The 26804-nt window shown below is 44.0% G+C and carries 20 protein-coding genes; 6 read left to right on the top strand and 14 right to left on the bottom strand.

Annotated features, from left to right (window positions below):
- Positions 1-389 precede the first annotated feature (389 nt).
- The 4 genes from AC4II3_RS06115 to AC4II3_RS06130 form a co-directional block, all read right to left on the bottom strand.
- A complete protein-coding gene (locus AC4II3_RS06115; RefSeq protein WP_488008319.1) occupies positions 390-1109 on the bottom strand; it encodes a DUF928 domain-containing protein in 720 nt (239 codons plus the stop codon).
- A 230-nt stretch (positions 1110-1339) separates the two neighbouring features.
- Complete coding sequence (locus tag AC4II3_RS06120) at positions 1340-4033, bottom strand: CHAT domain-containing protein (RefSeq protein ID WP_488008345.1); 2694 nt, start codon at positions 4031-4033, stop codon at positions 1340-1342.
- Between the two features lie 711 nt (positions 4034-4744).
- Positions 4745-6490, bottom strand: coding sequence for an ABC transporter ATP-binding protein (locus AC4II3_RS06125; protein WP_488008321.1), 1746 nt, complete (start codon positions 6488-6490; stop codon positions 4745-4747).
- Positions 6491-6730: 240 nt separating this feature from the next.
- Positions 6731-7411, bottom strand: coding sequence for a hypothetical protein (locus AC4II3_RS06130; RefSeq protein WP_488008323.1), 681 nt, complete (start codon positions 7409-7411; stop codon positions 6731-6733).
- A gap of 508 nt (positions 7412-7919) precedes the next feature.
- Between AC4II3_RS06130 and AC4II3_RS06135 the strand changes: the two genes are divergently transcribed.
- The 5 genes from AC4II3_RS06135 (at position 7920) to AC4II3_RS06155 (ending at position 12276) form a co-directional block, all read left to right on the top strand.
- The gene (locus AC4II3_RS06135) at positions 7920-8255 is read left to right on the top strand and encodes a hypothetical protein (protein ID WP_075906684.1); all 336 of its coding nucleotides are present in this window, start codon (positions 7920-7922) and stop codon (positions 8253-8255) included.
- Positions 8256-8702: 447 nt separating this feature from the next.
- Positions 8703-9140, top strand: coding sequence for a hypothetical protein (locus AC4II3_RS06140; protein WP_070396116.1), 438 nt, complete (start codon positions 8703-8705; stop codon positions 9138-9140).
- 270 nt (positions 9141-9410) lie between these two features.
- Entirely contained in the window at positions 9411-10541 is a 1131-nt protein-coding gene (locus AC4II3_RS06145) for a glycosyltransferase (protein ID WP_488008325.1), read from the top strand.
- A 100-nt stretch (positions 10542-10641) separates the two neighbouring features.
- On the top strand, positions 10642-11373 hold the full coding sequence (locus AC4II3_RS06150) for an undecaprenyl-phosphate galactose phosphotransferase family protein (protein ID WP_488008327.1): 732 nt from the start codon (positions 10642-10644) through the stop codon (positions 11371-11373).
- Between the two features lie 342 nt (positions 11374-11715).
- The gene (locus tag AC4II3_RS06155; protein ID WP_488008329.1) at positions 11716-12276 is read left to right on the top strand and encodes a 5-formyltetrahydrofolate cyclo-ligase; all 561 of its coding nucleotides are present in this window, start codon (positions 11716-11718) and stop codon (positions 12274-12276) included.
- 59 nt (positions 12277-12335) lie between these two features.
- Here AC4II3_RS06155 and AC4II3_RS06160 read toward each other — a convergent pair whose 3' ends face one another.
- The 9 genes from AC4II3_RS06160 to ccmP all read right to left on the bottom strand — a co-directional run bounded on the left by AC4II3_RS06160 (position 12336) and on the right by ccmP (position 22344).
- Positions 12336-14894 (bottom strand): HD family phosphohydrolase, encoded by a 2559-nt coding sequence (locus tag AC4II3_RS06160; protein ID WP_488008331.1) that lies wholly within the window; start codon positions 14892-14894, stop codon positions 12336-12338.
- A 95-nt stretch (positions 14895-14989) separates the two neighbouring features.
- Complete coding sequence (locus tag AC4II3_RS06165; RefSeq protein WP_488008333.1) at positions 14990-15376, bottom strand: RRXRR domain-containing protein; 387 nt, start codon at positions 15374-15376, stop codon at positions 14990-14992.
- Positions 15377-15881: 505 nt separating this feature from the next.
- Positions 15882-16841, bottom strand: coding sequence for an ADP-ribosylglycohydrolase family protein (locus AC4II3_RS06170; protein WP_488008335.1), 960 nt, complete (start codon positions 16839-16841; stop codon positions 15882-15884).
- A gap of 80 nt (positions 16842-16921) precedes the next feature.
- Positions 16922-17392 (bottom strand): type II 3-dehydroquinate dehydratase, encoded by a 471-nt coding sequence (gene aroQ / locus AC4II3_RS06175; protein ID WP_488008337.1) that lies wholly within the window; start codon positions 17390-17392, stop codon positions 16922-16924.
- 9 nt (positions 17393-17401) lie between these two features.
- Positions 17402-17542 (bottom strand): hypothetical protein, encoded by a 141-nt coding sequence (locus AC4II3_RS06180; protein WP_008177935.1) that lies wholly within the window; start codon positions 17540-17542, stop codon positions 17402-17404.
- 731 nt (positions 17543-18273) lie between these two features.
- Positions 18274-19077: a CHAD domain-containing protein gene (locus AC4II3_RS06185; protein ID WP_488008339.1), complete on the bottom strand. Its 804-nt coding sequence runs from the start codon at positions 19075-19077 to the stop codon at positions 18274-18276.
- A gap of 203 nt (positions 19078-19280) precedes the next feature.
- Complete coding sequence (locus tag AC4II3_RS06190; RefSeq protein WP_488029130.1) at positions 19281-20684, bottom strand: 1-acyl-sn-glycerol-3-phosphate acyltransferase; 1404 nt, start codon at positions 20682-20684, stop codon at positions 19281-19283.
- Between the two features lie 90 nt (positions 20685-20774).
- Positions 20775-21611, bottom strand: a complete 837-nt coding sequence (locus AC4II3_RS06195) for a pentapeptide repeat-containing protein (protein WP_488011305.1) — start codon at positions 21609-21611, stop codon at positions 20775-20777.
- A 91-nt stretch (positions 21612-21702) separates the two neighbouring features.
- On the bottom strand, positions 21703-22344 hold the full coding sequence (ccmP, locus tag AC4II3_RS06200; RefSeq protein ID WP_044491860.1) for a beta-carboxysome protein CcmP: 642 nt from the start codon (positions 22342-22344) through the stop codon (positions 21703-21705).
- Between the two features lie 1111 nt (positions 22345-23455).
- Here ccmP and proS point away from each other — a divergent pair.
- On the top strand, positions 23456-25267 hold the full coding sequence (proS, locus tag AC4II3_RS06205) for a proline--tRNA ligase (RefSeq protein ID WP_488011307.1): 1812 nt from the start codon (positions 23456-23458) through the stop codon (positions 25265-25267).
- 132 nt (positions 25268-25399) lie between these two features.
- Here the strand turns inward: proS and AC4II3_RS06210 are convergent, their stop codons facing one another.
- A complete protein-coding gene (locus tag AC4II3_RS06210; RefSeq protein WP_488011309.1) occupies positions 25400-26656 on the bottom strand; it encodes a sensor histidine kinase in 1257 nt (418 codons plus the stop codon).
- Positions 26657-26804 lie beyond the last annotated feature (148 nt).

Genomic DNA, 26804 nt, shown 5'->3' on the forward strand with positions numbered 1-26804 from the left:
CCCGTCGATAACTTACCTACAGAATTCCCAGTAAATCCTGACTAAGTAACAGTCTTGAGAAAAAAAGCAAAAAAGGGAGAAAAATTGAGGTTGGCCAATTGTGGAATGATTGAGGCTAATTGGTCATGGATAATTGCTAACTGACTCAACTATGCTTGATTGAGTTTCTTAGTTCAGCTATTGACAGGATAGGACGGAATCAATTCCGTAAGTTGTTTTAAGCCCCATCTTAAACCCCTGGTTTTCAACCAGGGGTTTAAGATGGGATATTTTTTGGAGTTATCACAAATCAGCTGCTAACTAACCCCTTGATCCAGATAGGATTAAATCCTTGCTTTCCAAGGATTGCAGGATAATAGTTGATGGTCTGATGTTCAGTTATTTATAGTTTATTTATTAAGCAACGGCTGGTTAGCGATCGCAGTTAGTCCTTGTGATTGTAACAGTTCTTCCCAATGGGAGCGATAGACTGAATTTTTTGGTTCAGCTCGCCTTAAATCAGCGAGGGTAGCGATAGTATCGACCCAAATCCCTGATTCAGCCAACAATGAGGCTTTTTTCAGTGAGGCTTTTAATGTTTTCTGATTCATCAAGGTAGAATTGGCTTCAACTCGACGAACCCATCCAGTTACCTCAGGACTATCTGGTTCTAAATACTCCCCACAAATCATCACCAAAGACCATTGGTAATTCTTACCGACCTCGAGTGCTCGAGCCTCAGGTGGTAATTGAACCGCCATTACACCTGGTTGATTAGGCAGACTTATAAAGGTCTGGTAATGATGGTTTCGCTGTTCATCCTCGAAACTTAAAAAAGCTTCTTTAGCTGAAGTCTGAGGAACATATACCAGCAAAGTTGGACGTTCTGCCACCGTTAAGCCCACATTAGTAGCTGGCATCAGCGGTGTGACTGATGAAGTGGTGGTTTTAGAATCAGAGAAACAAATATCTTCACCCCGGGAAGCTCCACCCCTTCCCGTCTTTGGTGCTGGATCCTTCCCATTTTGGAACATCACCGCCTGAGTTGGCAAACTGTGGATTAGAGTCATTCCTAGGAATAGTAAAGTAAAACAAAGTGGTAATCTCACGGTTAATTTGTTTGATTTCATAAAATATTTCCTATTGCTGCAGGACTTTCTTTATGATCATGGTGGGCACAGAAAGCAAAGCAGATGATTTGCCGCTTTCTAATTTTTTTTTTTGAGGGTTGCTAGAAATTTCAATATAAACGCCTAAGGTTTGCGTTCATGTTTGTTTTATGTTTTATTTCTAGTATGTTTTATGCCCAATTGTCCTCTAAGAATGTGTTTTAAAAGTTCTTCGATTAGAGATAGAGCAATTACAACCAATTTCCCACTAACACAAAGGGAGCCCAGTAGACAGGATGGTTGTATTCCCCTTTTAATAGCTCTAACTGAGCACGGCGCAACGCTTCAGCTTTACTTAAACCTGCTTCAGCCAAATACTTGTAAAATTTAGCCATTAACTGAGCCGTCGATTCATCCCTTACTGCCCATAGGGTGGCTAAGGTACTGCGTGCTCCCGAACGTACTGCTACTCCAGCTAAACCCAAGACGGCACGATTATCTCCTCTAGCAGTTTGGCAAGCACTGAGTACCAATAATTCAATGGGATTAGTGTCTTGTCTTTCTCTTGAGCGCAGTAGTGAATTGAATTGCCGGACATTAATTCGATCGTTCCAGGCTAAAACAAACGTCTCATCGGCAGTACTACTAAACTGACCGTGGGTTGCCAGATGCAATACTGGGAAAGGTTGTGCATCAACAGCGTTTTGGAGGTTGCTATCAGTAAACTCCTGATTCAAAAGCACTGTTGTGGAAATTTTTGACGAAATCTGGTCTAATTCTCGCTTTACTGCTGGCAAAGGCTTAAAACCTTGGCGACCTTCACTGAGCCCAGCAGTTATAGCTTGGATCTGTTTCGATTCAAGGGAACGTGGATCTAAAAGCTGCAATCCTGGACTTAGAGCTATGCTATATTTCTCGATAAGATACTGTTGACCATCATACAGAGCGGACATGGGTAAATTCCGCAAATAACCATCTAGTACAAATACTAGAGTGGTGATGCCGTGGTCTTCTAACTCAGATTCTACAGGTCTAATCAGCCAATCATAAGCTTGCTGATAGAGTTTGAGACGTGCTGGCTCAGAAAAAGCTCTATTCAGGGATTGTCGCATCCGTCGGAAAAACTGCTCTAGCTCAGCTTGAGGTATATAAGTTTGGTAGTGACGGAGCGGTTGTCCTGGCACAGAAACGATCACCTCTAACCGTTCTGGCAAAATAATAGGATAAATAACTGCCGCTTTCTGGTCAATCTGGTCGATCTGCCTCGGTTGACCTTTTAAACAGGCTTCCTGGAAAAAGTTCTCTAATTCGGCTAATTGCAGCGATTCAATAACTTCCATCGCCTTTTTCAGGTGGTCTTGACTAATTTCCCCTGAGCCTTTTGTCTGGGATACCCCTCCTGGCTCAGGGGGGTTGACAGAGGGTTGTAGTAGTAATTCAACTAGCTCTCGATAGATCGGTTCAACAGTTTCAGTGAAAGAAAATTGGACATCTGGATTGATAGCGACTAAGTCTGAGCGCAGTGACTGGAGAGTTTTGACTGCTGAATCGTAAGCTGCGATCGCTTCGTTGATATGCCCCTGCTGTTTGTGCAGCCTCCCCAGTTGCCAAGCTGCACGAGCGGCAATATCTGAGGCATGATTACCTTGGGCAATCTGTAGAGCATTCTCTGTTAACCTCAAAGCCTCAGACCACTGCTGAGTTTTTTCATACAATGAACCTAACTGAGTCATGGCATAAGCTTGAGCTGTTGGATCCCCCAATTCCATAGCTTCTTGCACTGCTCGTGCCAGAATTTTTGCGGCTTTTTGGATGGGTATAGGCACCCAAGTGAGCTGTCTAGGGGAAGCAGCTGCCAACTTTGACAAACTCTCAGCAAAGTTGACCGCAGCGTAGACTTTGGTTCGACTAGGGGGCTGCTGAGCTAGATTAGATTCAATGGCAGGCAATAGTGCGATCGCTTTCTGGAGCTGGTCTAGTTCTAGATAAAGGCTGAGTTGGTTGAGTTGGGCTTCAGTTTTAATTTGTGGGCTAGTTGCTTTTCTCACCACTTGTTGGTAGTACTTCAAGGCAGTTTCCGGCTCTTGTAAGTTCCTGGAAGTATTTCCCAAGCTGAAAAGAATGTGACTGGTATCAGTGGGAGAATCTAACTTCTGGGCAATTGCCAAACTTTGCTCTAAAACTTTGCTGGATTCGTGTACATCTCCCACTACTTGCAAAGCCACTCCCAAACTCCGCAATCCCTTGACTTTAAGCAGGGAATCATCTTGAGCTTGGAGCTTTTCATTGACAGCTTCTAATAGTTTTCGCGATCGCCTGTAGAAGCCCATAGTTTGCAGGGCTTGAGCCTGGTTAATCTGGCTACCCAAGATGCCCACCTCATCCCCTACAGATTGATAGGTAGCTTCTGAGTTTTGCCAACTTTCCAGAGCAGATTCCGTTTGTCCCATAGCATTTCTGAGACTTCCCTGAATAGTCAGCGCTTGAGCCAAAATCGACCCTTCTTCCCTAAGTTGTGGAGCCTGCAAAATCTTCAAACTTCTGTCAATAGCACTCTGGGCTTGCTCCCATTTTCCCAATCGTTGGTCAGCTAAGGACAGATAGCTCAAACTCAAAGCTTGTCCCACTTCATCACCTTGTTGCTCAAAACCAACAGCTGCCTGTTGCCAGACCGCAGCCGCCTCAGCAAATCGTCCGGCTTCATAGAGAGTTTTGCCTTGCTCTAGCAACTCTGAATCATGGTCAGCGGGTTCTAGCACAAGGGTTTGGGGATTAGAAATAGCACTAACGATTTCCTGATTTCCACCGACGTTTGCTCTACTCCCCAGTACCGAATGATCAGGATGGGCTACAGCAGGCACTACCATAGTTACTATCAAAAAGGTTAGTAATCCTAACCAGATAGTAGAGTGAATAGATTTGGGAAGCTTACCTAGCTTGCTCATCATCTATGTCCAATCACTACCAGCAAATGTTCTTGGGCTCGCATAAATTTCTGTCATCTTAGTTATTAATTGGTTATTTATAATTAATTAATTATAAATAGCTGACTATTAGCCATGACCGGAACATAGTCTTCGGCAACATGGGATCTAATCGCGATTAGTTCTATAGTTCCCACTTTTCTAGGCAAGAGCGTCAACCAACAAACTGCTTAAAAATTAGGTTCGATTACCCATTACCTATTACCAGTTGGGTTAACGGGGGTATTCAACCCTGATCAGGTATGGCTATCGATGCTTGATTAACAGCTTTTGTGATAATATACGGGTATATTGCGATTGGGGCTGTGGCTCAGCTGGATAGAGCAAGCGCCTCCTGAAAAATCGGGCACCATGGAAGAAATTCCGTGAGTGAATGTGGTCAAATTCGGTGAAACCTAAGGGGTATTTAGCTTATTCAGTACTCTAAGGCAATACCGAGCCAAGCCTGAATCTGTGTGCGAGTCATCGCCCTTGGTTAAATCCAGGAAGGTGGAGAGACTAGACGGCCACCACCTAAGGGGTATTATCCTTAAGGGGTATTATCCTAGGGTGAAGGTATAGTCCAGAGAGTGGGGAAACTCACACCAATCTGAAGCGCTAGGTCGCCGGTTCGAATCCGGCCAGTCCCGTTTTTAAGCTGTTAGCTATTAGGTAGGTTAACTACTTAAATAACTACTGCAACACTTCTTCTAATTGGTGCTGCTCCCAAAGAAAGCGATAAATACCAGGTTGTTGTAGAAGTTCACCATGAGAACCAGTTTGGACAATTTCCCCTGCGTCCATTACTAAAATCCGGTCAGCCTTGGCAGCAGCTGAAAGTTGATGGGAGATAAAAATTACAGTTTTGCGCTGAACTCCTTCCGACAGATTGTCCAGAATTTGGGTTGCTGTCTGATTATCAACACTAGAAAGTGCATCATCAAGAATCAGCACTGGTGCATCCATCAGCAGAGCTCTAGCTAAAGCAGTACGTTGTCGCTGCCCCCCAGACAGGGTTATTCCCCTTTCCCCAACAATTGTTTCGTACTGCTGGGGGAAATTCATAATTTCAGGGTGAATTTGGGATTGCGAAGCTGCGTATTCTACCTCTGATTGTTTGCTGATTGGTATACCGTAGCAGATATTGTTTTTAATGCTAGTGCTGAACAAGAAGCTATCTTGAGGAACATATGCGATCGCATTCCGCAAGTCCTGCAAGGGCAGCTTAGTAGTATCATATCCATCCAAAAACAGTTGACTAGCTTGAATATCCAGCAAACGAGGCAAGGCATTAGCCAGGGTAGATTTTCCACAACCAATGGCTCCCACAATCGCTACTGTCTCACCTGCATTAATCGTGAAGCTAACATTTTTCAGGGCAGGAGTTTTGCTGCCGGGGTAAGTGTAACTCAAGTTTACAGCCTTGAGCTTACCCCTTACTGGCGTTGGCAGGCTAACCGAATCTGGGGCATTTGTAATCCGAGGCTGAGCCAAGAGAATCGACTCAATACGATCAATACTCACTTCACCGCGTTGATAAGCAGTGATGGTAAACCCTAGCAGTGCTGTGGGGAAGACTAAACGTTCAGTGTAAATAATCAGCGCCACAAAGTCACCAATACTGATAGCACCGGACTCAATGGAACCAGGACCAATGCTTAACAGCACCAGTAAGCTGAGGTAGGTAAGAGCCTCAACTATCGGAAACAGAAAGTTTCGTGTTCTTGCCAAATTGAGATTTGCTCCCAAAAGCTGCTGATTGAGTTGATGGAACGCACGACGCTCGTTTTCTTCCTGAGCGTATATTTTAATCATGGCGATACCACTCATATCTTCCTGAATCAGCTCACTGAGGTTAGAAAGTTTCTCCTGGACTACTTGTTGTTGGCTGCGCAGTTTCTCACTAAATAGCTTGACAATAATCAACATCAACGGATAAACCGCCAATGCTAAGAACGTCAACCACGGATCAATGGCAATCATAACCGGCAGGGTCAAACAGTATGCAAACACCGTATTCGCCAGACTCAAAACTGCAAACCCCAATAGACGCCGAATATTATCCACATCACTGGTGGCTCGGTTAATCAAATCACCTATTGTGTTCTGAGAAAAATAGGCTGGTTCCAATGTCAGCAAATGCTGAAAAATCCGCTGCTTCAGGTCAAATTCCACTTTGCGCCCCACCCCAAACAATAGGATGCGCGAAGCCATCCGAATCCCCCACATCAATGAGGTGAGTATCAAAATAAGCAGCACAAAGCTCCCGACTTGGTCGAAGCTCAAGGTTTGACTCAACTTGTCAATAGTATCCCTGATCAGTAAGGGGATATAAACACCAAGTCCATTGACAATAAGTAGGGCAAAAATACCTAGGGCTGACTGTCGCCAGTATGGGCGCAGGTAAAGCAGCAGTTTTTTTAGACGGGAATTCAGCATGTTACAATACTATACAATTCCCATCCTGGTTACAATATTCAACAATTCTCCTCCTCTAGGCTTAACCTTTCACCAAAAACCGGTCAGTACTTACCCTCAAGGAAATCCCAGATCAGGATAAATCATCGACCCTTACTGAAGGTGAGAGCCGAGGGTGGTATCGGTTTACTTCCGGTTAAACCAGAAACCCACACTATACCTGATCGGGTTCATGTGGGTCGTTAACATAAGGTCTATATTTCAAGAAACATCTCTTGCGGTCGGCGATTCAAGTTCTGTGCTGGTAACTGGTCTTCCTCGTAGTTGGAAGTAAATATTGCTAAAGAAGCTGTTAATGACCTGGGTAGTCTGCTGAAGGGCTCCGATAGAAGGGATAAAAGCTCGGATGCCAATGGCTTGATTGGGTGGAACAAGTTGAGCCAACACAGGGTTCCTAGGGAAAGGACTAGCATTAGTAGTAAGCTGAATTGATTCCCCATTGGGGACAAAAGCAGTGAGGGTTTCCTCCTGCCACCCAATTGTTTTCGCCATTTGAACCGTAGGTTGGTTTTGAACGACTCCAGGCCCGAGAAGTTGAGCCAGCCGATTAGATAGAAAAGGGGTACTGGCCACAAGCAAGACAAAAAATCCCGTCCAAATCAAGGTAGGTCCTGGTTTAGAGATCTTGTCACCTTTAATTCGCATTGCTCCTAGGAACCAAAGCAGAATTGCTAAGCCCAATGGTTGAAAGGGAAGTGAGAGAATTGTCCATATCGGTGAAACCAGGGCATTGGTTGGGGTGAAAAACAGCAGGACAATGATGGCAAAAACCAAAAAACCCCCAAGCCAGGTGAAATACTGTTTAGGGATAATTTCGAGCAGCAGCTTGGCGAGCAAAAATCCAAGCACTACCCATAGCAGGACTAGAAATAGTAGTTGCATAAGTGAATACCATTGTAAGTTTTTGACCGTTAGCGGTTTGTTGTGGAAGTTTGATCCGACAACGATTACGTCCTATCCGGCTAGTCGTATTGGGCTAATTGATAAACTGTGGTAATTTGATAGGCATAAATCCCTCAAATTGGGGCGACATGCTCAGTTTGAGGAACCTCTCAACAGGTAAATCACCCCAGTCTGAATTGCCTTAACACCGGCATTATACTTGCCATTGGCTGAAAAGCGTCACTTTGAAATTGCTGTGAGTGCGATCAAACTAGGAAACGTTTTCTGTCAAAGGGGTGGAAATTTTGCTAGTTCAACCAATAATCATAGAATACTCTTGGCGAATTAAGAGGGGATATTCGGATCTGACCCGATTTAATAGCAGACTAGGCAAGACTTCATACTCCATGCCTGTTTGCCTCGCGCCGATGATATTGATGGCCGATATTGATGGCCGATATTGATGTTTGTTTGATTGAAAACGTTGCCGGTGGATAAACCAGCTCAAATGGGAAACACTTCATACAACACGACTCCTACCATACAAGAGTCACTGACGGTGGAAAACCGCATCAGTCGTTTGGAATTAATTGTTGGACAAATCGGAGAGGCAGTGCTTGCCACTACCGAAACCATAGACCGTCTGGCTGACCGGGTGGATAACTTTGTCATTCAAGTACAAAACCAAGGGCAGCAAGTTCAACAACAAGGCTACCAGCTTTTTGCTCTAAGTGATGCGGTGCAAACCTTGGCAGAAACTCAAAATGAGTCTCTAAAACAGCTAGAGCAAGTCACACAAACCTTGCAACAGCTTGCTACAGCTATTGAAGCAGGGGAAGACTGACCTTCCTGGCTCTTGACTTACGCACCAAGCTTGTCTATAGAGACTGGGTATGGGGTGTGGAAAAGATCGGGTATGGGGTGTGGGGGAACGGGTGTGGGGTAACAAGAAGGCTAAACTCCCTTTTTCCCATACTTTCACCTGTCAAAACCACTCAAAACTCTTGGGGCTTATTGACAGGTTTATTGACAATAAATTGCTCCGAAGCATTGCCACGAAACTAAGAAATCTCGTTCAGTTATCAAATGGGAAGAGTTTGAGAGGGGCGTAATACCCCATCCGTCGTTTGCGGTGGGGATGAATAGCCTACACCTAGACGCTCAGCCTATCCTGACTCTGAACGCCCTGTATTGAAGAGTGGAGTGTTGTGTAATTAAAGCTAAAGCTTTTCAGCATGGTAAAAATATGCTACCAAAACGAGAGTACCCAAAACTGATTAGGAGAGCATTAATGCATTTTCCAACGCGGTACTTCCTCCTTGTTCCGGTGACTGTACTCATGAGCTTATTGACCGTTAGCTGTAGTGGCAAAAAAGTTGAATGTCAGAAGATTATTGAAGTGGCGAACCAGGCCGTTGAAGAAGCTAAAACCCTAACTAATGGTGGAGAATCAAGTGATCCCGAGGCAATGCTCCAGGCAGCTGATGCTATGGAGGGGGCATCTCAAGACATGGAATCTATAATAGTTAAGGACGAACAGCTCCAAGACTATCAAGCTGGTTTTATTAAGATGTATCGCAATACCAGCAAGGCGACTCGTGACTTTGTAGAGGCTTTTAAGAAGCAAGACCGCTCAGCTGCGGAGGAAGCTTTGAGCAATTTGCAGAAAGCCACCACCCCAGAACCAAAATTAGTGGCGGATATTAATACCTACTGCTCAGCTAACTAGCGGGTTGAAACAGTTAATAAAACCCTATTATTACCTCGACGTCTTTATTGCCAGATAGGTTGTTTAGATGTCTTGTGGTGGGCTGACTGCGCTATAGAATCGCCGTCTAGAGCGCAGCTGAAAAACCCTATATTTTTATATCCTGGTTAGGCAATACCCAAAATACCTTATCTGTTAGGTCTATAGTAAATTTACCATTCAAATATATGGTATTTTTCGTTTGTCAAGTACTGTCAGTAGTATATTTAAACAATCTGCCTTTGAAATCTCATGAAATATGCCTTGGTTCATGAGTGGTTGACTCCCAAAGCAACTGGTGGCTCAGAACTGGTAGTGCAAGAAATACTCAAACACATTGATGCCGACCTGTACGCCCTGATTGATTTTGAATCAACAAATCCCCAGAGTTATCTATATCAGCGCTCTATTGGCACAACCTTCCTACAGAACTTACCCTTCGCTCGTAACGGGGTTCAGAAATATCTGCCGCTGCTACCCTTAGCGATTGAACAGCTGGAACTAGGGGAGTATGATGTTATTCTCTCCTCTTCCCATGCTGTTGCCAAGGGTGTCCTTACTAGTCCCCAACAACTGCACATCTGTTACTGCCATACGCCCATGCGTTATGCCTGGGACTTGACGTTTGATTATTTGCGCAGTAGTTCTATGGGACAGGGTTTTCCAGGGTTGATCACTCGCTATCTGCTTCATCGGTTACGTCAGTGGGACGTGATTACAGCAAATCGGGTGGATTACTTTATTGCCAACTCTCATCACACAGCACGGCGGATCTGGCGCTGCTATCGGCGTAGGGCTGAAGTGATTTACCCACCGGTTAATATTGAACGTTTTCCTTTCCAGGAAGAAAAAGAAGATTTTTATCTGACCGTTTCCCGGATAGTAAGTTACAAACAAGTATCTTTAATTGTTCAAGCTTTTAATCAACTGGGATACCCTCTAGTGGTGATTGGTGATGGCTCAGATTTAGCAGGGATTCGCAACTTGGCTCACAAGAATGTAAAATTCATGGGATTTCAACCCAATGAGGTCGTTGAGCAGTATATGGCTAAAGCTAAAGGGTTTGTCTATGCTGCCTGTGAGGATTTCGGCATTGCCCTGGTGGAAGCCCAAGCTTGTGGTACGCCGGTGATTGCCTATGGTGCTGGTGGGGCACTAGAAACCGTTCTAGATATTCGGCAACATTTAGACAGTGGTACAGGTCTATTGTTTCCAGAGCAAAGCTCAGGGGCTTTGATTGAAGCCATGGAAACCTTTGAGACCTTGGCAGGAAAGTTTAATCGGGAAGCGAGCCGGTTAAACGCTGCGAAATTTGCCCCCAACATTTTTGCTGATCGCTACCTGACATTTCTGGAAAAGTGTTATCAAGACTACCAGTTTTAATTTCTCTGGTAAAAAATTAAATATCCTAGCTGGCTATGCGCTATAGCGAGTGTCTCGTAGCTTTATGATTATGACGTGTGGTGTGAATTGAAGGAGTGAGATGACTGCCGAAAGCCAACTTAACTCCGTCAAGATATTGCGAGCATTCGTGAAGCGAGGTTTTCAGCCCCTCGTTTCACGTCGTAGACACAAGAATCTGACTCGCTATCGCTTAGACGGAAATTTTGCCAAGCGACTGTTTGATGTTACTTTTTCCCTATCAGTTCTGATTTCGTTTTTTCCCGTTTACCTGCTACTGGCATTGCTAATTGTGATCAGCTCACCTGGACCAATTTTTTATGTTCAGGAGCGGGTGGGTAAAGACTACAAACCTTTTACTTGCCTGAAATTCAGAACTATGGTGGAAAATGCAGACGAAATGTTGCTAGAGATGATTGAAAAATCCCCTCAGATACGGGAGGAATTTCAGGATAATTACAAGCTCAAGGATGATCCTCGAATTACTGTAATTGGAAAATTTCTACGGCTGACTAGCTTAGATGAATTTCCTCAGTTCTGGAATGTACTCAACGGACAGATGAGTGTGGTTGGTCCAAGACCGTTAGTGCCAGAGGAATTGCCCAAATACGGGCGTCACATGGATAAAGTCTTGACAATTCGACCCGGAATTACTGGCTTATGGCAGGTTTCTGGACGCAATGACATACCTTACCACCGCCGTGTGCAAATTGATGTTTACTATGTCAGTTTCCGGAATTTTTGGCTGGATTTATGGATCATCGTGAAAACCATTGGTGTTGTTATTTTTCCCAAAAATAACGGTGCTTACTAGAGGTAACTGGTGCCTGCTAGAGGAGAGATTAGGTAATGGGAGAGATTAGGTAATGGGTAATGGGTAATGGGTAATAAGCCCAGTTGCCAATTACCCATTACTGATACCAAGTTGCTCTCAAACCTATTATTTAACCTATTATTTATTGCTTAAGGGCTCAATTGAACGGAATTGGTAGATGGGAGTAAACAAGCTCCTATCTACTACCCATGTCTTGATGCAGTCGCTCATGGGGGAAACCCCCAAGACCGCGCTGCATCGCTAAATGCAACTCGGTATGATTAGCCACTATCAGCATAGTTTGTTGATATGATCGCCCTATCAAAGCGGAGGGAAGATCAGATGAACAAAGCAGAACTACGCCGATCCCTGCTTCAAAAGCGCCAGTCTATGTCTGTAGAAGAATGGCGGCAAAAAAGCGATCGCATCTGTACCCATCTGCAATCTTCAGCCCTAGTTACCCAGTCACAAACAGTCTTAGCCTATTTCAGTTTTCGACAAGAACCAGATCTAAGTCCCCTATTTACAGACACTAAGCACTGCTGGGGACTACCGAGATGTGTGGGAAAATCTCTCTTCTGGCATACCTGGAAGGCGGGCGAACCCTTGCAAAAAGGAAATTATGGTATTTTAGAACCATTACCTAATGCTACCACCCTAGAGCCAAAGGATGTGAATTTAATCCTTGTACCTGCTGTGGCTTGTGACCAGCGGGGGTATCGTTTGGGCTATGGTGGTGGTTTCTATGACCGACTGCTGAATTTACCGGAGTGGGATTCTATTCCTACCATCGGCATGGTATTTGAATTTGCCTATATACCTCAACTACCCATTGATGAGTGGGACAAAGGCTTGCACAGTGTTTGTACAGAAACAGGATTCAAGAGGGTGGAACAGATTTGAAATTCCGTGTTTCATACTGTTTCATACTATTGCTGTACCAAGACTTGAGACTTCGTACTTCATTTAGGAGACGACTGGCAATTAAGTGCTCCCTTCGGATAAGCAATACGTTGGTGATTATATTGTTGCCAAACTCTGATGAACACTTGGGCAATTTTTGATAAATCCTGCCGGGTTAGCCCAGAATCGACTAATTGGTTGTCCTGCCAGCGAGCTTTGAGAATTTTATTGACCACCGTAAGAGCGGTTTCCGGAGTGACCTCTTTGAGTGAGCGTAGGGCCGCTTCACAGGCATCAGCTAACATAACTACACCCGTTTCCTGGGATTGCGGAATTGGACCGTCATAACGAAAATATGACTCGTCCACAGACCCAGTACCTTCGAGTTGGGCTTTTTGCTGAGCCTGGAAATAAAAATAGGAAATCAGCAATTTCCCTTGATGCTCTGGGATAAAATCCCGCACTGCCTTGGGTAACTGGTGCTTACGAGCCATCACCAGTCCTTCGGTAACGTGCTTTTTGATAATTTCAGCACTCTTGAAAGGATCATTAATCTCATCATGCTTGTTCGGACCACCCATTTGATTTTCTATAAACCCTAACGGATCGTGCATTTTACCAATGTCATGGTAGAGCGTACCTGCCCGAACCAGTTCCACATTACAGTGGAGTTCTTGAGCTGCTGCTTCTGCCAAAGAAGCAACAAACAGAGTATGTTGAAACGTTCCAGGGGCCTCAGTAGCTAGACGTTTGAGCAGGGGACGGTTGGGATTAGACAATTCTGCCAGACGAATCGGTGTCACCAGGTCAAACAAACGTTCCAGGTAAGGTGATAGCCCCAGGGCGACAATACTCCAAGCTAAGCCAGACAGAGCGAATAACAAGGCTCCTGGCAGAACTGCATACCAAATTGTACTAGCCGTGGCACTAATAATCAGATTGATAATCAGGGAAACGACACCTTGAGTTAAGCCCACCCCAACTCCCAGAACAGCCAATTCCTCTCGCGATCGCATTCGTCCTGCCATCAAGGCACCCAATAAACCACCAGCAACATTTGCCAGTACTTGTTCTCCAGTGACTTCCATACTAAAGGTCACTAAGCCTGTCAGTAAAACCACCACTGTCACGCCCATGGTAGACCCATAAAAGTTCCCTACTAACAAAGCAATAGCAGGCATAGTGTAGGGAATCTTGAAGAAGGGACTCTTGAAAAGTATTGATATTGGCATACTCAGCGTCAGTAGCAATACCAAAATGTAGTCCCGCCGTCTCCATTTCGGGTGAACTCGCCGTTGCACTAAGGCAAAGATGCCCACCGTAGTAGTAACCAAGCCACCAAATCCCATCAAACCCGGCCAGTTAATTCCTCGACGGCTTAAGTCGAAATAATCCAGTAGTACAAAGTCTGTTTGAGTGATGGTTTCACCTGCGGTTACAATCACATCTCCTTGCCGCACTGAAACCATCATTGGTTCCACTTTTTCTGCTGCCTGTTCTGCTATGAGCTTGGTTAATTCTTTATTTTCGATCAAGTTTGGTTCTAAAACTCTAACTAGTAAATACTTAGCTAGTGGTTGAGCTTCCTGAGGCATAAGGCTACTCAAGTTTACCTTCACGGCCTCTTGGATCAGATTTGGTGGTAATCCTGGAACAATGCCTTGGGTCAGGATGCGACTAGCAGCCTGCTTAATGACGATGCGGGTTTTCTGCCAATCTTGATCTGATAGATCCAGTACAGAAACATCATCTAGGCTACTGAATTCAGGGCTAAGGTATTCTGAGAGCTGAGGCAACACCTGAGCGTACTGTTGGCGAGCAGCAGATATTGACTCAATCAGAGCTGAGAACTCTTGTTCAGAAGACTGTTGACGGTAGCTTTGCAGTTCACTTACTGCCTCAACAAAAGCTACATTTAATGAATTTTCTGCCGGAGTCGGTGGTTTGGCTTGAGAATCAAACCCGTTGACATGGTTATCGATATCTGAAAATGCCAAGATAGCCCGCCATTCCCATTCCTTACTTTGGCGCAAATACCGCTGGGTGGCGATGGATAGTACATCAGTCTTTACAAAAGGAAAAACACCGCTGTTAGTGCGAAGTTCTTCCACAGCGTCCAGAGACTTCTCAAGATTTTGAGAAATTCTTTCTGTAACAGATTGGTCAATCATCAAGACTGGTTGAGCACCTCTTTGAGCTTCTTTGCGTCTTTCAGCCGTTGTCTTAGAGTCCTCAACCAGAGCATCGAATGGTGCCCGGACTGTCTGTGGTGCTACTGTGTCTACATCTAGCTGTGGCTGATTGTAAAAGCGCCCTCCCATAACACTGGTCAGGGAAACCACTGCTAAAGTCCACATTACAGGTAGAGTAATTTTCTGTTGAAGTTGGTGCTGGCTTTTGCCCCAATTTTTTCCTGAAGTTAGGCTAGTGGAAGTGCCTTCACAATGGCTTGGAGATTCTGTGAGCTGTAGAGGTTGTCCTTTTAAATTCTCCTGCTGTGATTGGCTAACTGAGGATTTTGCAGCACTAGAGGAGTTAAATCCCAAAAAACTGCGAAGGTGCTGAGATGTTCGCCGTAATTGCGTGATCGGCTGTGTCAGCGAATTGAACGTTTTCATAGCACAGGAATGGCAATGTCTGGTAACAGTAGCGGTCTGCTCACAATTTGCTGTGTGGTGGTGGCATTTTGCTTAAAGACATCTACATTTATTGATTATTCATAAAAAACACTGGAAAGTTTTCCTCCACTCATTTTAAATCCACTCATTTGACATGGGTAGAGCGCAGGTTGCGTGGGAAACTTCCAATTACAATCACGCCTTGTATACTGTAACAGTAACTGGAGTTTGCGAACAGAAAACTTGATTAAAGTGGTATAGACTGACTTTACGCCGATTATGGTTTCGTGGTTACCTTGGTCAATCCCCATGGCTATTGCTTGGGTTTGACTTCCAGATGATTCACAGACCAACTTCAGCGTAAATACGCCTACATCATTATTTACAACTTTAGCTTTTCTTTCTTTAATCGATTCCCTAGGGGAACTTGGGGTAATTCTCATTAGTCGCTGTCGAGTTGGTGATAAAATAGCTACTCCCATTGAGATAATCCTCAATCATGGAGTTGTAAGTCCATGCAGACCACCTAATCCAAGCGGTGCGACCCTAGGCCGCGAGGGATTGCTCGCGGCCTAGGAGGTGCGCACCGTGATGATTCCGATCGTTAACCGCGACTGAAGTAAGCAGTCTTGCAGATACTCCAGCTTAGGGGTTGTGGCTGGAAGTTCTTACCAGGATTAGGCTCAATGGTCTAGTCACACTTAGGCTTAAGTCTTACCCCATAAGCACCCTTTATTGCGGGGTCAGTAACAGAATATAATTCCAGACTTGACTGATTTTTAGTTTACAAGGCTCAGAAGCCAGTGTTTTTTTTAGATCATCTTAGTTTAACTGGTTTATATTGGTTTTACCTATAGCTGTGGTAGCAAATTCAACACTACGGGTGCAACACAGGCCATGAAAATTGTATGTACCATCACGTTTCAGGTTAAAGCCCCTTGTAGGTGGAGCTTAATTTTTGGTTTGAAAGTCCTTTGATTGAACAGCTTATCGAGATCCGATCACCCTTGGTGCTACCACAGCTAGCTTCTGAAACTGAGCTATCGCTGAAACGTCATATACACCTGACCACACTGCCAACAACTGGTCTGCTAATTGCCATGGGTGAACCCCAGTACTGTTGAGGTTAAGAGCCACCAGCCAGGGCACTGGAATACCGATGATACCGTTATAGGCACCAGCTAAAGCACCTGTTAAGGCAGCAGTAGTTTGTGATTGATAGCCTGTAATAGCTGCACGAGTTACACAGAGGCGAAAATCTTCTGGGGTGTTTAGGAAACAGTACAATGCTAAGGCAATCGATAAAGAGCAGTCATCCTCAGACTCATTTCTACGCCTTTGCTCTCGACGCAGCTGGATAACAGTTTGTTCTAAACTTGCCCCAAGCTCCAGTAGACTTTGTACTTGTTCCAATTGTTCCACCCAGGTATTTTGATTTTCATAGTTTCCTAGGTAGGCAATGATTCGGGAAATCAGGTTAGGGCAGTCAAGTTTTTCGGTAAGGGCGATCGCTATTGCCCAACCTATAGTCAAGACACTCTCAAACCTTTCAGAATCATTTTGCCAAATTGCTGCTGCCTGTAGCAGCTTTTGGCGCAACTTGACTTCATCTTCATGAAAAAATAATGCTATTGGTAAGGTTGCTACTGCTGCTTCGCTACTGTTGGCAGTCCCTTTTAATGAAAGGATAGAGGGTTGAGCCTTTTCACAGTGGACTAACCAATCTCCTAAATCGAGGTTGCCACAGCGAATCAAACTTTCAATACCACAAGTAGCAATCTTGCTCCAATCGGAAATCGCCTTACTCAGACCAGCATCCCCAAGGGAAAGCGGTCGAAATCTTACTTGAGCTGGTGGTAACTTTTGGCAGCCACTCCCAGCCAGGATTTCTCCCACAAGGCTACCTAACAAGGCACCTCTAAATCGGTTCAAAAGTGAGTACCGCATCCATATTTTGTCAAGAAATCTAGTGTGCTCTTAAATTGCCTTTTTCAACCCGCAAGGCAGCACCCATAACCTTTTTGATTTTAATTACCAATCGATTTTCTCAATGTCAGCACTAGAGCCTGTAACCCCAGTCTATAGCTGTTAGCTCCAAAACCACTAATCTGACCAACTACCACTGGTGCAATGAACGAATGATGTCTAAAAGCTTCTCGTTGATAGATGTTGCTCAGATGAACTTCTACAGTTGGCAAGGCTACGGCAGCTATTGCATCTCGAATAGCCACACTGGTATGGGTATAAGCAGCAGCATTAATTAAAATCCCGTCGTGGTGTCCTAAAGCTTCATGTATCTTATCGACTAAGATACCTTCATGATTAGACTGCAACGCTGTCACGCTTGCCTCAAGCCTTTGCCCTTCTTCCTCTAGGATATAGTTAATCTCATCCAAGGTTACAGATCCATAAATACCTGGTTCTCGCTGTCCCAGTAAATTAAGATTGGGACCATGGAGAACCAGGATACTTAGACGTTTTCGAGGATCACCGGACACAATAACTATCTAATTCCGACGACACCTTGGGTCATTAACAGGAATGGGGATTGGTTCTGGTTCAGGCTGAGCCTCAGGACCTAATAGCGCTTCAATAAGCTTGCGCGCCCATTCTTGAATTTTTTCCAAAACCTTTTCTATATAGTCCATCAAGCAAAAAGCTCCTATAAGACCACTTCTATCTTTTCTTTTACACTTTCAGTTCCCTAACAGGTTAAAAACCATTACTGCTTTTTGAGCAGATAAGCAAGGGAATCAGTCTTGCCTAAGGTTTTTTGCCAAAACCCATGACTCTGAGAAAGGAAAAAGAACAAAGTGTTGTATCTATTATGTTATTGAACCTCTCCATCCTAATACGAATGGAGATTCCCAGGCACAACCAGCGTTGGTTGTTATTTCCATGGGCGTAACTTTCCCTAGCCTATGGCCACGCTACGCGAACGCACCGAGGGTAGCTGAGTAGGGTCAATACCCAGTTTTTTTTGAGACCCTTACTTTTTATATTAACACTATTTGGAAAAATTCATCCCTGGAGACGAAACCGATAGAGAGAGTCCATTTTATGGTTAAAGACGCGCGCCTTAGACAGGTTAGCCTTTATGGTCGGCAGGCTATGCAGATGCATGGTTAAAACTTTTTGATTAAGGCGACCCTCTCCTTACGTTAACTTCAATATCTAAAAGGGTAGCACATTTTATACAATTCATTCAACCAAGATACACTAACACCAGCATAAAACCTATCAGTTGCCTGAATCAGTCAGCAATATTTGGCGAAAGGCTTGCCTGGTTTCGGGCTTCAAATAATTCTGTTGTAAGGTTTGCCACTGTTGCCATGATTTGTAGCGGTTGGCCTGTAGCAACTCAGCCAACTGGGGAGCCTTATGTTTTAGGTCCAAGTGAAAGACAGAGTTTAAGAATTCGTCTAAAACCATACTGTCGTGGAATATCACCTAAGAGGCCTTGAATTTGCTTCATATCTTCCACATAGTCCTTATAGGTAGGACTATAGAGTTCAGTAAATAGATTCATTTGGTAACGCACCCGCTTGGCTTGCTTTCGTAGATCGTGAATCACTGACCCACGAATGGCTAGCAGAGATTCAACTGCTGCTGGTTTCAGCGGCTTGGGAGTTTGGCTACCAGTATCCTGAAGATCAACGCCCACTAGCCAAGCCGGATGGAGTAACAGGCTGCTGACAATGGGTAAGAGTAAATCAGGTAATACCGCAGCCGCTGGCATCTGAGCCATTTCTTTATAGGTGGGTTTTTTGAGCCACAGTTTTAAGGTTTGCTTAAGCTTTTGGTGTGGCTTACCTTGCAGAACGTCCCGAACTTGTTTTAAAGCTTTGCACCGCTTTTTTTCCAAGTAAACGTAGGCTTGCTTCAATGCTTTCCGTTCTTTGGTGGGTAACTTGGGTTGGTAACCTTTGTGGAGGGTTTCTTGGAGGACATCTAGATCTCGAAGACTCCCTAGAATACGGGCAATCTTACCAATCTGTTTTTCAGAGGCTGCTTTGGGCAAGTCTAAGGCAGGGGTAAAACTAGTGATGGCGGTACGCAAGCGCCGCATTCCGATACGCATTTGGTGCAGCTGTTCTGGATCTCGATCTTGGAGAACGGCGGCTTCGTGACTAAGCATTTTCTGGAAGTGTTTCAGCAATTCCCAGATAACTCCATTCTCCAATGGTTTTGGTTTGGGGTAATACTAGTTTGTTCATCGTCCCAGTCTGACGTCTAGCAAGCCAGACTCTTGAGATTGACGTTGAGTGGACTCAGGATAGTCACAGTCCAAACCTTAACCTAAAGTTAATCAAAGTGGAATTTTGGTTAACTTTAGGTTAAGGATAAAAATAATGTTCCAAATTATTACTTATTCAGAGAATATTGTCAAGTTATGATCAGACTTTCCATAGAGGTTTGCAGCTCATGAGTGAGGTCAACTACAGCTTGTCTAGCACCATGACGACTGGTTCGATAGGCTGGGTAAAACTCAGAGACTGATATTGGTTGACCAACTCTCATCTGTAGCCTTTGCTTACCTAATCGAGGACGATCAAAGGGGTTGCGACCCTTGAGGCGAGTGACCAGATCCCATACCAGTAAGCTGGTCTCAGCAAACCGCTCGACGGTGGGTTTTTCAAGCACATATTGACCTGTAAGTGCCACGAATGTTTCCACCAGTCGCATATGCCACATCCGCAGGCTTGCTTCGGAAGCAATGTGGTCAGCTAGTCCCCTTTGTATGGGAGAGAGAGCTTTCATATCCTTGAAATCTTCTCTATATATGTAATTCCAGCCTGCCTGTTCTAAGCGACGACAACGGTCAATTAGATTCCCCTTCCCTGGCAAGTCAAAATACTTTTCTGCTACCTTGAGGGACGTATCTAGTAGGACTTGGATGCGAGCTGGTAGTGAGGCATTATCCCTGTCAAACTGTTCTTCTGATACCACAGGATTTGGTAGAGTTTGATGATAGTATTGGCGGTAAAACTCCTCCATTAAGGATAGTAAGTGTTCACCTAAGCGATAGAGTCGTTGGTAAAGAGTAACTTGAAAGGGTTTTAGGTTAGTTGGGGTTAATGGTTCGGACGTCAACCTGTCTTGTTCAATGCTAATATCGGCTTCCAATTCACTTAAAAGCTTCTCCAGAGATTGCCAGGGAGCTTTAATATAACTGTATTGAATTCCCACTGGCACAATCAAAACCTCTTCAGAGCGTCCAGCTTTGAGTAAATCGTCAATGCACCAAAATCCTAATTGAGCGACACCGGGTTCTAGGGGGCTAATAATTTCATTGTGACCATTGGTAGCACCTTCTGGGGCTGCTGCCATCGGCAAAGAACCATTGGCAAATAAGTCACGAGCTGAACGTAATCCCGTCCAGTCAGCTTTGCCCCGATGGACGGGGGTACAACCTAAGCGAGAATAAAGCCAGCCGACATGAGAGCCTGCCCATAGGGGTATGCCCCGGTCATAGATAAAGTGAGCATAAATCGGTTGTTGCAGGGATATGCCTTTTTGTCTGGCTACTTGTGGCACTAATCGCCTCAGCAAGTACATCATACAGGGTGGATCATCAACGCTGGGATGGCGAAATGCCATCATGAAGCGAATCTTACCCTCCTGAAACTGACGATACAAGTCCACCAAAATGTCAACATTGTCTGCTTGAATTTGGGTAATCCCTGAATTCCAACGCAGCCAACTAGGTAGCACTAGTTGGGTCATTTGGAGCACTAGGGGATTGAATGCTGGTGGGATAAATTCTAGGGGCGGTTGGGCATGACTCATCGGTGTCTGCTCGATTTTGTCTGTTGGATGATATTTGCAGCACTAACTGATTAATCAAAGGTTTGATTGATTGTGATCAGATGTGGTGATCTAAGGATGGATAGTTCCATCAGGCATAATTGTTTCCCTTAGATTAGCTTGGCTTAGTTCAGCTTCAATGATAGTAGCCCCAGTTAAGTTAGCTTTACTGAGGTTAGCGCCCCTCAGCTTAGCTGTAGTGAGGTTAGACCCGCTTAAATTAGCTTTAGTAAGGTTCGCCCATCTAATGTCAACCCCGTAAAGGTCTGCCTCTGCTAGGTTAGCTCCAAACAGATAGCTTCCACTCAGGTGAGCTTCTGCTAGGTTAGCCCCTGGACACTCAGCTTTGTATAGGTAAGCCCCAATCAGTTCAGCTTGATGAAGATTAGCATTGCTCAGATTAGCATGGCAGAGATTGGCAGCCATAAGGTTAGCCTCAACCAGGTTAGTCCGTCTTAGCTTTGCCCCACTTAAATCTGCTTCTGAGAGATTAGCTTTGAGCAAGCTAGTGCCAATTAGGTTAGCATTACTCAAATCAGCTTCCATGAGGTTAGCTAGGGTCAAGTCAGCCCCAATTAAATTGGCACCATTTAGGTCAGCCGAGATCAGGTTAGCTGCTATAAGTTTAGTCCCAATTAGCTCTGCCGAGATCAGTTTAGCTTTGATCAGTTCAGCATCTTGGAGATTGGCATTACTGAGGTTAGCTTGGCTGAGGTTAGCGCTAATCAGTTTAATATTGCCTAGATTTGCCTTTTTTAGGTTAGCTTTTGCTAAGTTTACTCTTTCAAAGTTAGCCCCATTGAGGTTAACTTCCCTAAGGTCTGGTTCTATATCTAGATTTGTCTTTCTCCATTCTGTCCATCTCAATGGATCTTGTTTGAGTAGAGCAAGATGTTCTAGATTGGCCATTGAGGTTCTCCTTCACATTATGTAGCGGTGCCAACAAAGACTTTAACTCAATGGCACTACATTAAGGGATCAGGTCAGCAAGAATTCCTTTCTATTCCTTGCGCTTGGCAGCAGGATGTTCACGACCACTCACGCTTTCAATAGCTGTCAGCGCTGCTTGAGACGCTGCTAATATATCCCGTTCTTCTCCGCCTAGGTAGAGGCGTCCAAAGCTGCCCACTGCACTAATTTGTAAGATGTTAATTAAGGCGGATTTCTCTGCTTCATTGGCAGCTAGGGCGGCATAGGCAGCTGGCTCAACTTCTAATACATATAGGGTTTGCCCTGCTAGCAACATTTGACCCCGCCGTGTGCGATTAATTAACTGGGTCTGGTGGGCATCAATATTACGGATAATTTGGCTAGAAATGACCCGAGGTTTGAGCCGATCCTGTTCCCGGACGCCTAGTGCATCTAAAATTGCTTTGCCAGCTGTACGGGTTTCCCCTTGTTTATTAGCATGCACCTCTAGAAGTCCGTAAAGCCGTTCGACCACCAGCACTCCTGGACGCACGGCAGTGGATTTGAGGGCAATATCGGTAATCCGGTTAATTTCAATACCTGGTGAGATTTCAATCCAAAGGGAGGTATCTCCTGGTAAGGGCAAAAATCCTAACGCTACTGTTCCCATGTAAGCGGCGTGCTGAGGCTGCAAGCTGTCTATGTATACGTAACTGCGTAGTTCAATACCCAAAGTTTAATCTGTTCCTTTTTTGGTGACTAGAAGTTGTCCAAAAGGTAATTCGCACTCACAGAAGCCTACCACACCTCTCGACCTTCTGGTTTACCCCAGTGAACCTCTTCACTGATTTCGACTTCATTGGCTAGTAATTCATCTAGGGTATATTCCTGAGGTTTCTCTACTGGTTACAACACTAATTTTACGTCTACAATGCTGTACATGACAGCATATTTAGTTTTAGTTCATACTCCTCAGCAATGGGTTAGGTAATTCTAAGCGCTAAGGAGTTTATCCATCTACTGATATCCGTTAATTAAGTATCTCGTTTTGAGAGTATTAAGAGTATTATTTTTATGATTTTATTTTATTATTTTTAATTGCCAATATACATACAATATCAAGATAATTATTATTTTTTTTTGTTTACTGCTGCATTTTTTGCTATAAATCTGATAAGTCTTCCAGCTCATAAAATTTTTATACTTTGTCTGGAAGCATGATTATCTGTAAAACTAGTCAGCTTAGTCCTAGCTTAAGGTGTTTTGTAAAACTAGACCTTATCGATAATTTGTTTTTGAGACAATTAGTATTAGTATAATTAATAGTCTTAGCTAATGGTTAAAATGATCATTTTAACCATTAAAAATAAATTGCAAAATCCCTTAAAAAATATTAAAAAACTAAACTAGGTCCAGAAAATTTTATAGTTTTAACTAACTATATGTAATTTATCATAGATTTTATTATAAATAGGTTTGATGACGCTCACTAAAATATAGTTTGGTTTTCTTGATATATGTTTGAATAAATTTATAAATAGTTACGTATTTAATATTTTTTTTGTTATCCATAATAATCTGGTTAATATAGGATTGGTTGCTTTGGTTGATATTATTTCTATCTAGTTTATTTAAAGCTCCGATGGTAACCAAGGAAACGTAAAGCTTCGCGAGCTAAAATGTCTATAATCACGATTATGCTAATTTAAATTAAACTAGAAACTAGCATATAATCACATACCTTCTCAGAGGGTGAAGAGTTTGTCAATCGTGGCTGACATACTGTTGATGAAAGTTTTAAACTGATGAGATAATGGTGGTTTGGTCTAAAAAGGAAGTAAGTAATGCGACTGTCTCAGATGCTGTTGGTGACACTGCGGGAAGACCCAGTGGAAGCAGAAATCCCCAGCCATAAACTTTTGCTCCGTGCGGGTTATATTCGACGTATTGGCAGTGGCATCTACGCCTATTTACCCATGATGTGGCGTGTCCTGAAAAAAGTTTCTCAGATTGTGCGGGAGGAAATGGATGCCACAGGTGCTCAAGAGTGTCTACTGCCTCAGCTACAACCGTCTGAGCTGTGGAAAGAATCGGGTCGTTGGGACACCTATACGAAAGCTGAGGGCATTATGTTTGCTCTGATTGACCGACAAAAGCGGGAATTGGGACTTGGACCAACCCATGAAGAGGTAATCACTACTATTGCTAAGGACATGATTCGCTCCTATCGGCAATTACCTCTAAACTTGTATCAAATTCAAACTAAGTTCCGAGATGAAATTCGCCCCCGATTTGGCCTGATGCGCGGACGGGAATTCATTATGAAGGATGCATACTCCTTCCATACCAATGAAGAAAGCCTGAAAAAGACTTATCAGGCGATGGATCAAGCCTATCGAAATATGTTTAGCCGCAGTGGTTTGGAGTTTAGAGCGGTTGAGGCTGACTCTGGGGCGATTGGGGGTTCGGGTTCTCAAGAATTTATGGTTCTGGCTGATGCTGGGGAAGACGAGATTCTCTACACGGAGGATGGCAAGTATTCTGCCAATGTGGAAAAAGCAGTTTCCTTACCACCAGACCTAGAGCCCTCACCCTATAACACTTATGAAAAACTAGAAACTCCAAACACCTCAACTATTGATACCCTCTGTCAATTTCTGAAGTGCTCTGCCACTAGTGTGGTTAAAAATGTTCTTTACCAAATTGTCTATGACAACGGGATGACGGTGTTGGTTTTGGTGAGCATTCGGGGGGATCAAGATGTAAATGAGGTGAAGTTACAGAATGAACTGGTGAAATTGGCAGACCAATACGATGCCACAACGGTTTTAGCCATGACCGTACCAGAGGTGGCTACCCAGGAAAAATGGGCATCGAAACCTCTACCTTTGGGCTACATGGCACCTGATTTGGCAGATGATTACATCAAACCAACTAAAGATATTGCGCCTCAGTTTTTGCGGTTGGTAGATCAAACAGCAGTGGAACTGAAAAACTTTACTACTGGTTCCAATGAGTCAGGCTATCACGTAGTTGGTGCCAATTGGGGTGAGCAATTCCAGTTACCGAAGCTAGTGGTGGATGTCCGTAAGGCGAGTCCAGGCGATCGCGCCATCCATGACCCGAATCAAACCCTACAAAGCGCTCGCGGAATTGAAGTTGGCCATATTTTCCAGTTGGGGAGGAAATACTCATCTGTGATGGGGGCTACCTACACCAGTGAGCAAGGGGAAGAAATTCCGTTATGTATGGGCTGTTATGGGGTGGGAGTGTCTCGGTTAGCTCAAGCAGCTGTAGAGCAATCCTATGACAAGGATGGGATTATCTGGCCAGTTGCGATCGCACCCTACCATGTGATTATCACGATCCCGAATGTGGGAGATACCCAGCAGATGGCAGCAGCAGAAAAACTTTACACTCAACTCAATGAAGCAGGTATCGAAACCCTGCTTGATGACCGCAACGAACGAGCTGGGGTCAAGTTTAAAGATGCTGATTTAATTGGGATTCCCTACCGGATTGTGACTGGGCGATCCCTTAAAGATGGCAAAGTAGAAGTGGTGGAACGGGCTACCCACACATCGACAGAACTCTCCGTTGAGGAAGTGCTACCCACCCTGAAGCAGTGGATTGATACAGCTCTAAGGACGGTTTAGGATTGAGGGTTGCAGGTTGAACGGGCACGGGTGACCTTTTGGCCTACGGTTGTTCGCCCCGTATTCGGTGTAGGGTAGCTTGAAGGATACAAGGATAACCATTGGGTAAAAATCATTAATGAATAATGATTGTTAAACCAATTCTATGGGTAGGGAAACGGTAAAGGTCGTTCCCTTACCCAATTCACTGTCCACAGTTATCTGACCCCCCATCAGATGACAGAGTTTTTTCGCGATCGCTAAACCCAAGCCAGCCCCACCATACTTGCGGGTGTCCGACTCATCTACCTGAGTGAACGGTTCAAAAATCTTTGAATGTTGCTCTGGACTGATGCCAATACCGGTGTCACTGACTTGAAATGTGATTGATGGTTTAGTTCTTTGGTGTTGACCAAGATCAGGAATCATTGTAGATTCTAAATTAAATTGATCGTCAATCTCTGCTGTCCCATCACTCTTTTTGACTATCAAATTAACAGTGCCATGCTCTGTAAATTTACAAGCGTTGTTGAGAAAGTTAAGCAGGATTTGGCGCATTTTGGTGGGGTCAGTACGGATTCTGCCAGGGTTGTTCAAATAGATGACTTCTAAGGTATTGTTGTTCTTTTCCGATAAAGGACGCACATTGCTTATCACTTCTTCAATCAATGAGGATATCTCTGTATTTTCTTCATTGATTTCTAGCTCACCTACTTCCATTTTCGATAGGTCAAGTATGTCGTTAAATAAATTCAGCAGATGCCAACTAGAGTTTTGAATCTTCTCTAGCCGGGGAATAAAGTATTCTGGATCCGACTTTTGAGCCCGAGCTTGTAATAACTCACTATTACCAATAATAATATTTAGAGGCGTGCGAAACTCATGGCTCATGTTGGCTATAAATTGGGTCTTAGCATAGTTAGCTTTTTCAGCTATTTCTTTAGCTTTGATTAGTTCCTGCAAGTAAAGTTGACGCTGTTTATGAGCCTGTCGGATTTGCTGCTGTTGTTCTCTAACTTGAGCGACAAACTTTAGGGTTTTATTGATGGTAATTTCCAAATCCTGAAAATCTATTGGTTTGGTCAGAAAATCAAAAGCACCACGGTTCATCGCTGTCCTAATATTTTTCATATCCCCATAAGCTGATACCACCACTGCTTTAAGTGTTGGGTCAACTTCAGGGATAAACCCTAGCAAAGTCAGACCATCCATCTCAGGCATATTGATATCAGTTAAGAGCAGATCTATTCGTTTTGAAGATTTTAGGATTTCGAGCGCTTCAGAGCCATTATGCGCAAATAAAAAGTCCAACTCTTGAGTTCTGATCCGTTTTCTAAGTCGCTGTTTTATGAGACGTTCTAATTCCAGCTCATCATCCACAACAAGGATGATTTTTTTTGCAGATGTCATGTAATTTTATCTCCCATTGAGGATTACCATTTAGTTTTAATAGTTCGTAATGGGTAATAAGTAAAATAAGGAATTTGGAATTTGGCTTACCCATGACTTATTAGCCATGACTTATTAGCCATGACCGATTAGCCATGACTTATTAGCC

Source organism: Moorena sp. (assembly GCF_982860115.1).

Coding starts and splice junctions, on each gene's coding strand:
- AC4II3_RS06155 (WP_488008329.1), top strand. CDS start 11,716: ATGAACAAAGCAGAACTACGCCGATCCCTGCTTCAAAAGCGCCAGTCT.
- AC4II3_RS06115 (WP_488008319.1), bottom strand. CDS start 1,109: ATGAAATCAAACAAATTAACCGTGAGATTACCACTTTGTTTTACTTTA.
- AC4II3_RS06130 (WP_488008323.1), bottom strand. CDS start 7,411: ATGCAACTACTATTTCTAGTCCTGCTATGGGTAGTGCTTGGATTTTTG.
- proS (WP_488011307.1), top strand. CDS start 23,456: ATGCGACTGTCTCAGATGCTGTTGGTGACACTGCGGGAAGACCCAGTG.
- AC4II3_RS06150 (WP_488008327.1), top strand. CDS start 10,642: ATGACTGCCGAAAGCCAACTTAACTCCGTCAAGATATTGCGAGCATTC.
- AC4II3_RS06160 (WP_488008331.1), bottom strand. CDS start 14,894: ATGAAAACGTTCAATTCGCTGACACAGCCGATCACGCAATTACGGCGA.
- AC4II3_RS06180 (WP_008177935.1), bottom strand. CDS start 17,542: ATGGACTATATAGAAAAGGTTTTGGAAAAAATTCAAGAATGGGCGCGC.
- AC4II3_RS06140 (WP_070396116.1), top strand. CDS start 8,703: ATGCATTTTCCAACGCGGTACTTCCTCCTTGTTCCGGTGACTGTACTC.
- AC4II3_RS06170 (WP_488008335.1), bottom strand. CDS start 16,841: ATGCGGTACTCACTTTTGAACCGATTTAGAGGTGCCTTGTTAGGTAGC.
- AC4II3_RS06190 (WP_488029130.1), bottom strand. CDS start 20,684: ATGAGTCATGCCCAACCGCCCCTAGAATTTATCCCACCAGCATTCAAT.
- AC4II3_RS06135 (WP_075906684.1), top strand. CDS start 7,920: ATGGGAAACACTTCATACAACACGACTCCTACCATACAAGAGTCACTG.
- AC4II3_RS06145 (WP_488008325.1), top strand. CDS start 9,411: ATGAAATATGCCTTGGTTCATGAGTGGTTGACTCCCAAAGCAACTGGT.
- AC4II3_RS06210 (WP_488011309.1), bottom strand. CDS start 26,656: ATGACATCTGCAAAAAAAATCATCCTTGTTGTGGATGATGAGCTGGAA.
- AC4II3_RS06195 (WP_488011305.1), bottom strand. CDS start 21,611: ATGGCCAATCTAGAACATCTTGCTCTACTCAAACAAGATCCATTGAGA.
- AC4II3_RS06125 (WP_488008321.1), bottom strand. CDS start 6,490: ATGCTGAATTCCCGTCTAAAAAAACTGCTGCTTTACCTGCGCCCATAC.
- AC4II3_RS06120 (WP_488008345.1), bottom strand. CDS start 4,033: ATGAGCAAGCTAGGTAAGCTTCCCAAATCTATTCACTCTACTATCTGG.
- AC4II3_RS06165 (WP_488008333.1), bottom strand. CDS start 15,376: ATGGGAGTAGCTATTTTATCACCAACTCGACAGCGACTAATGAGAATT.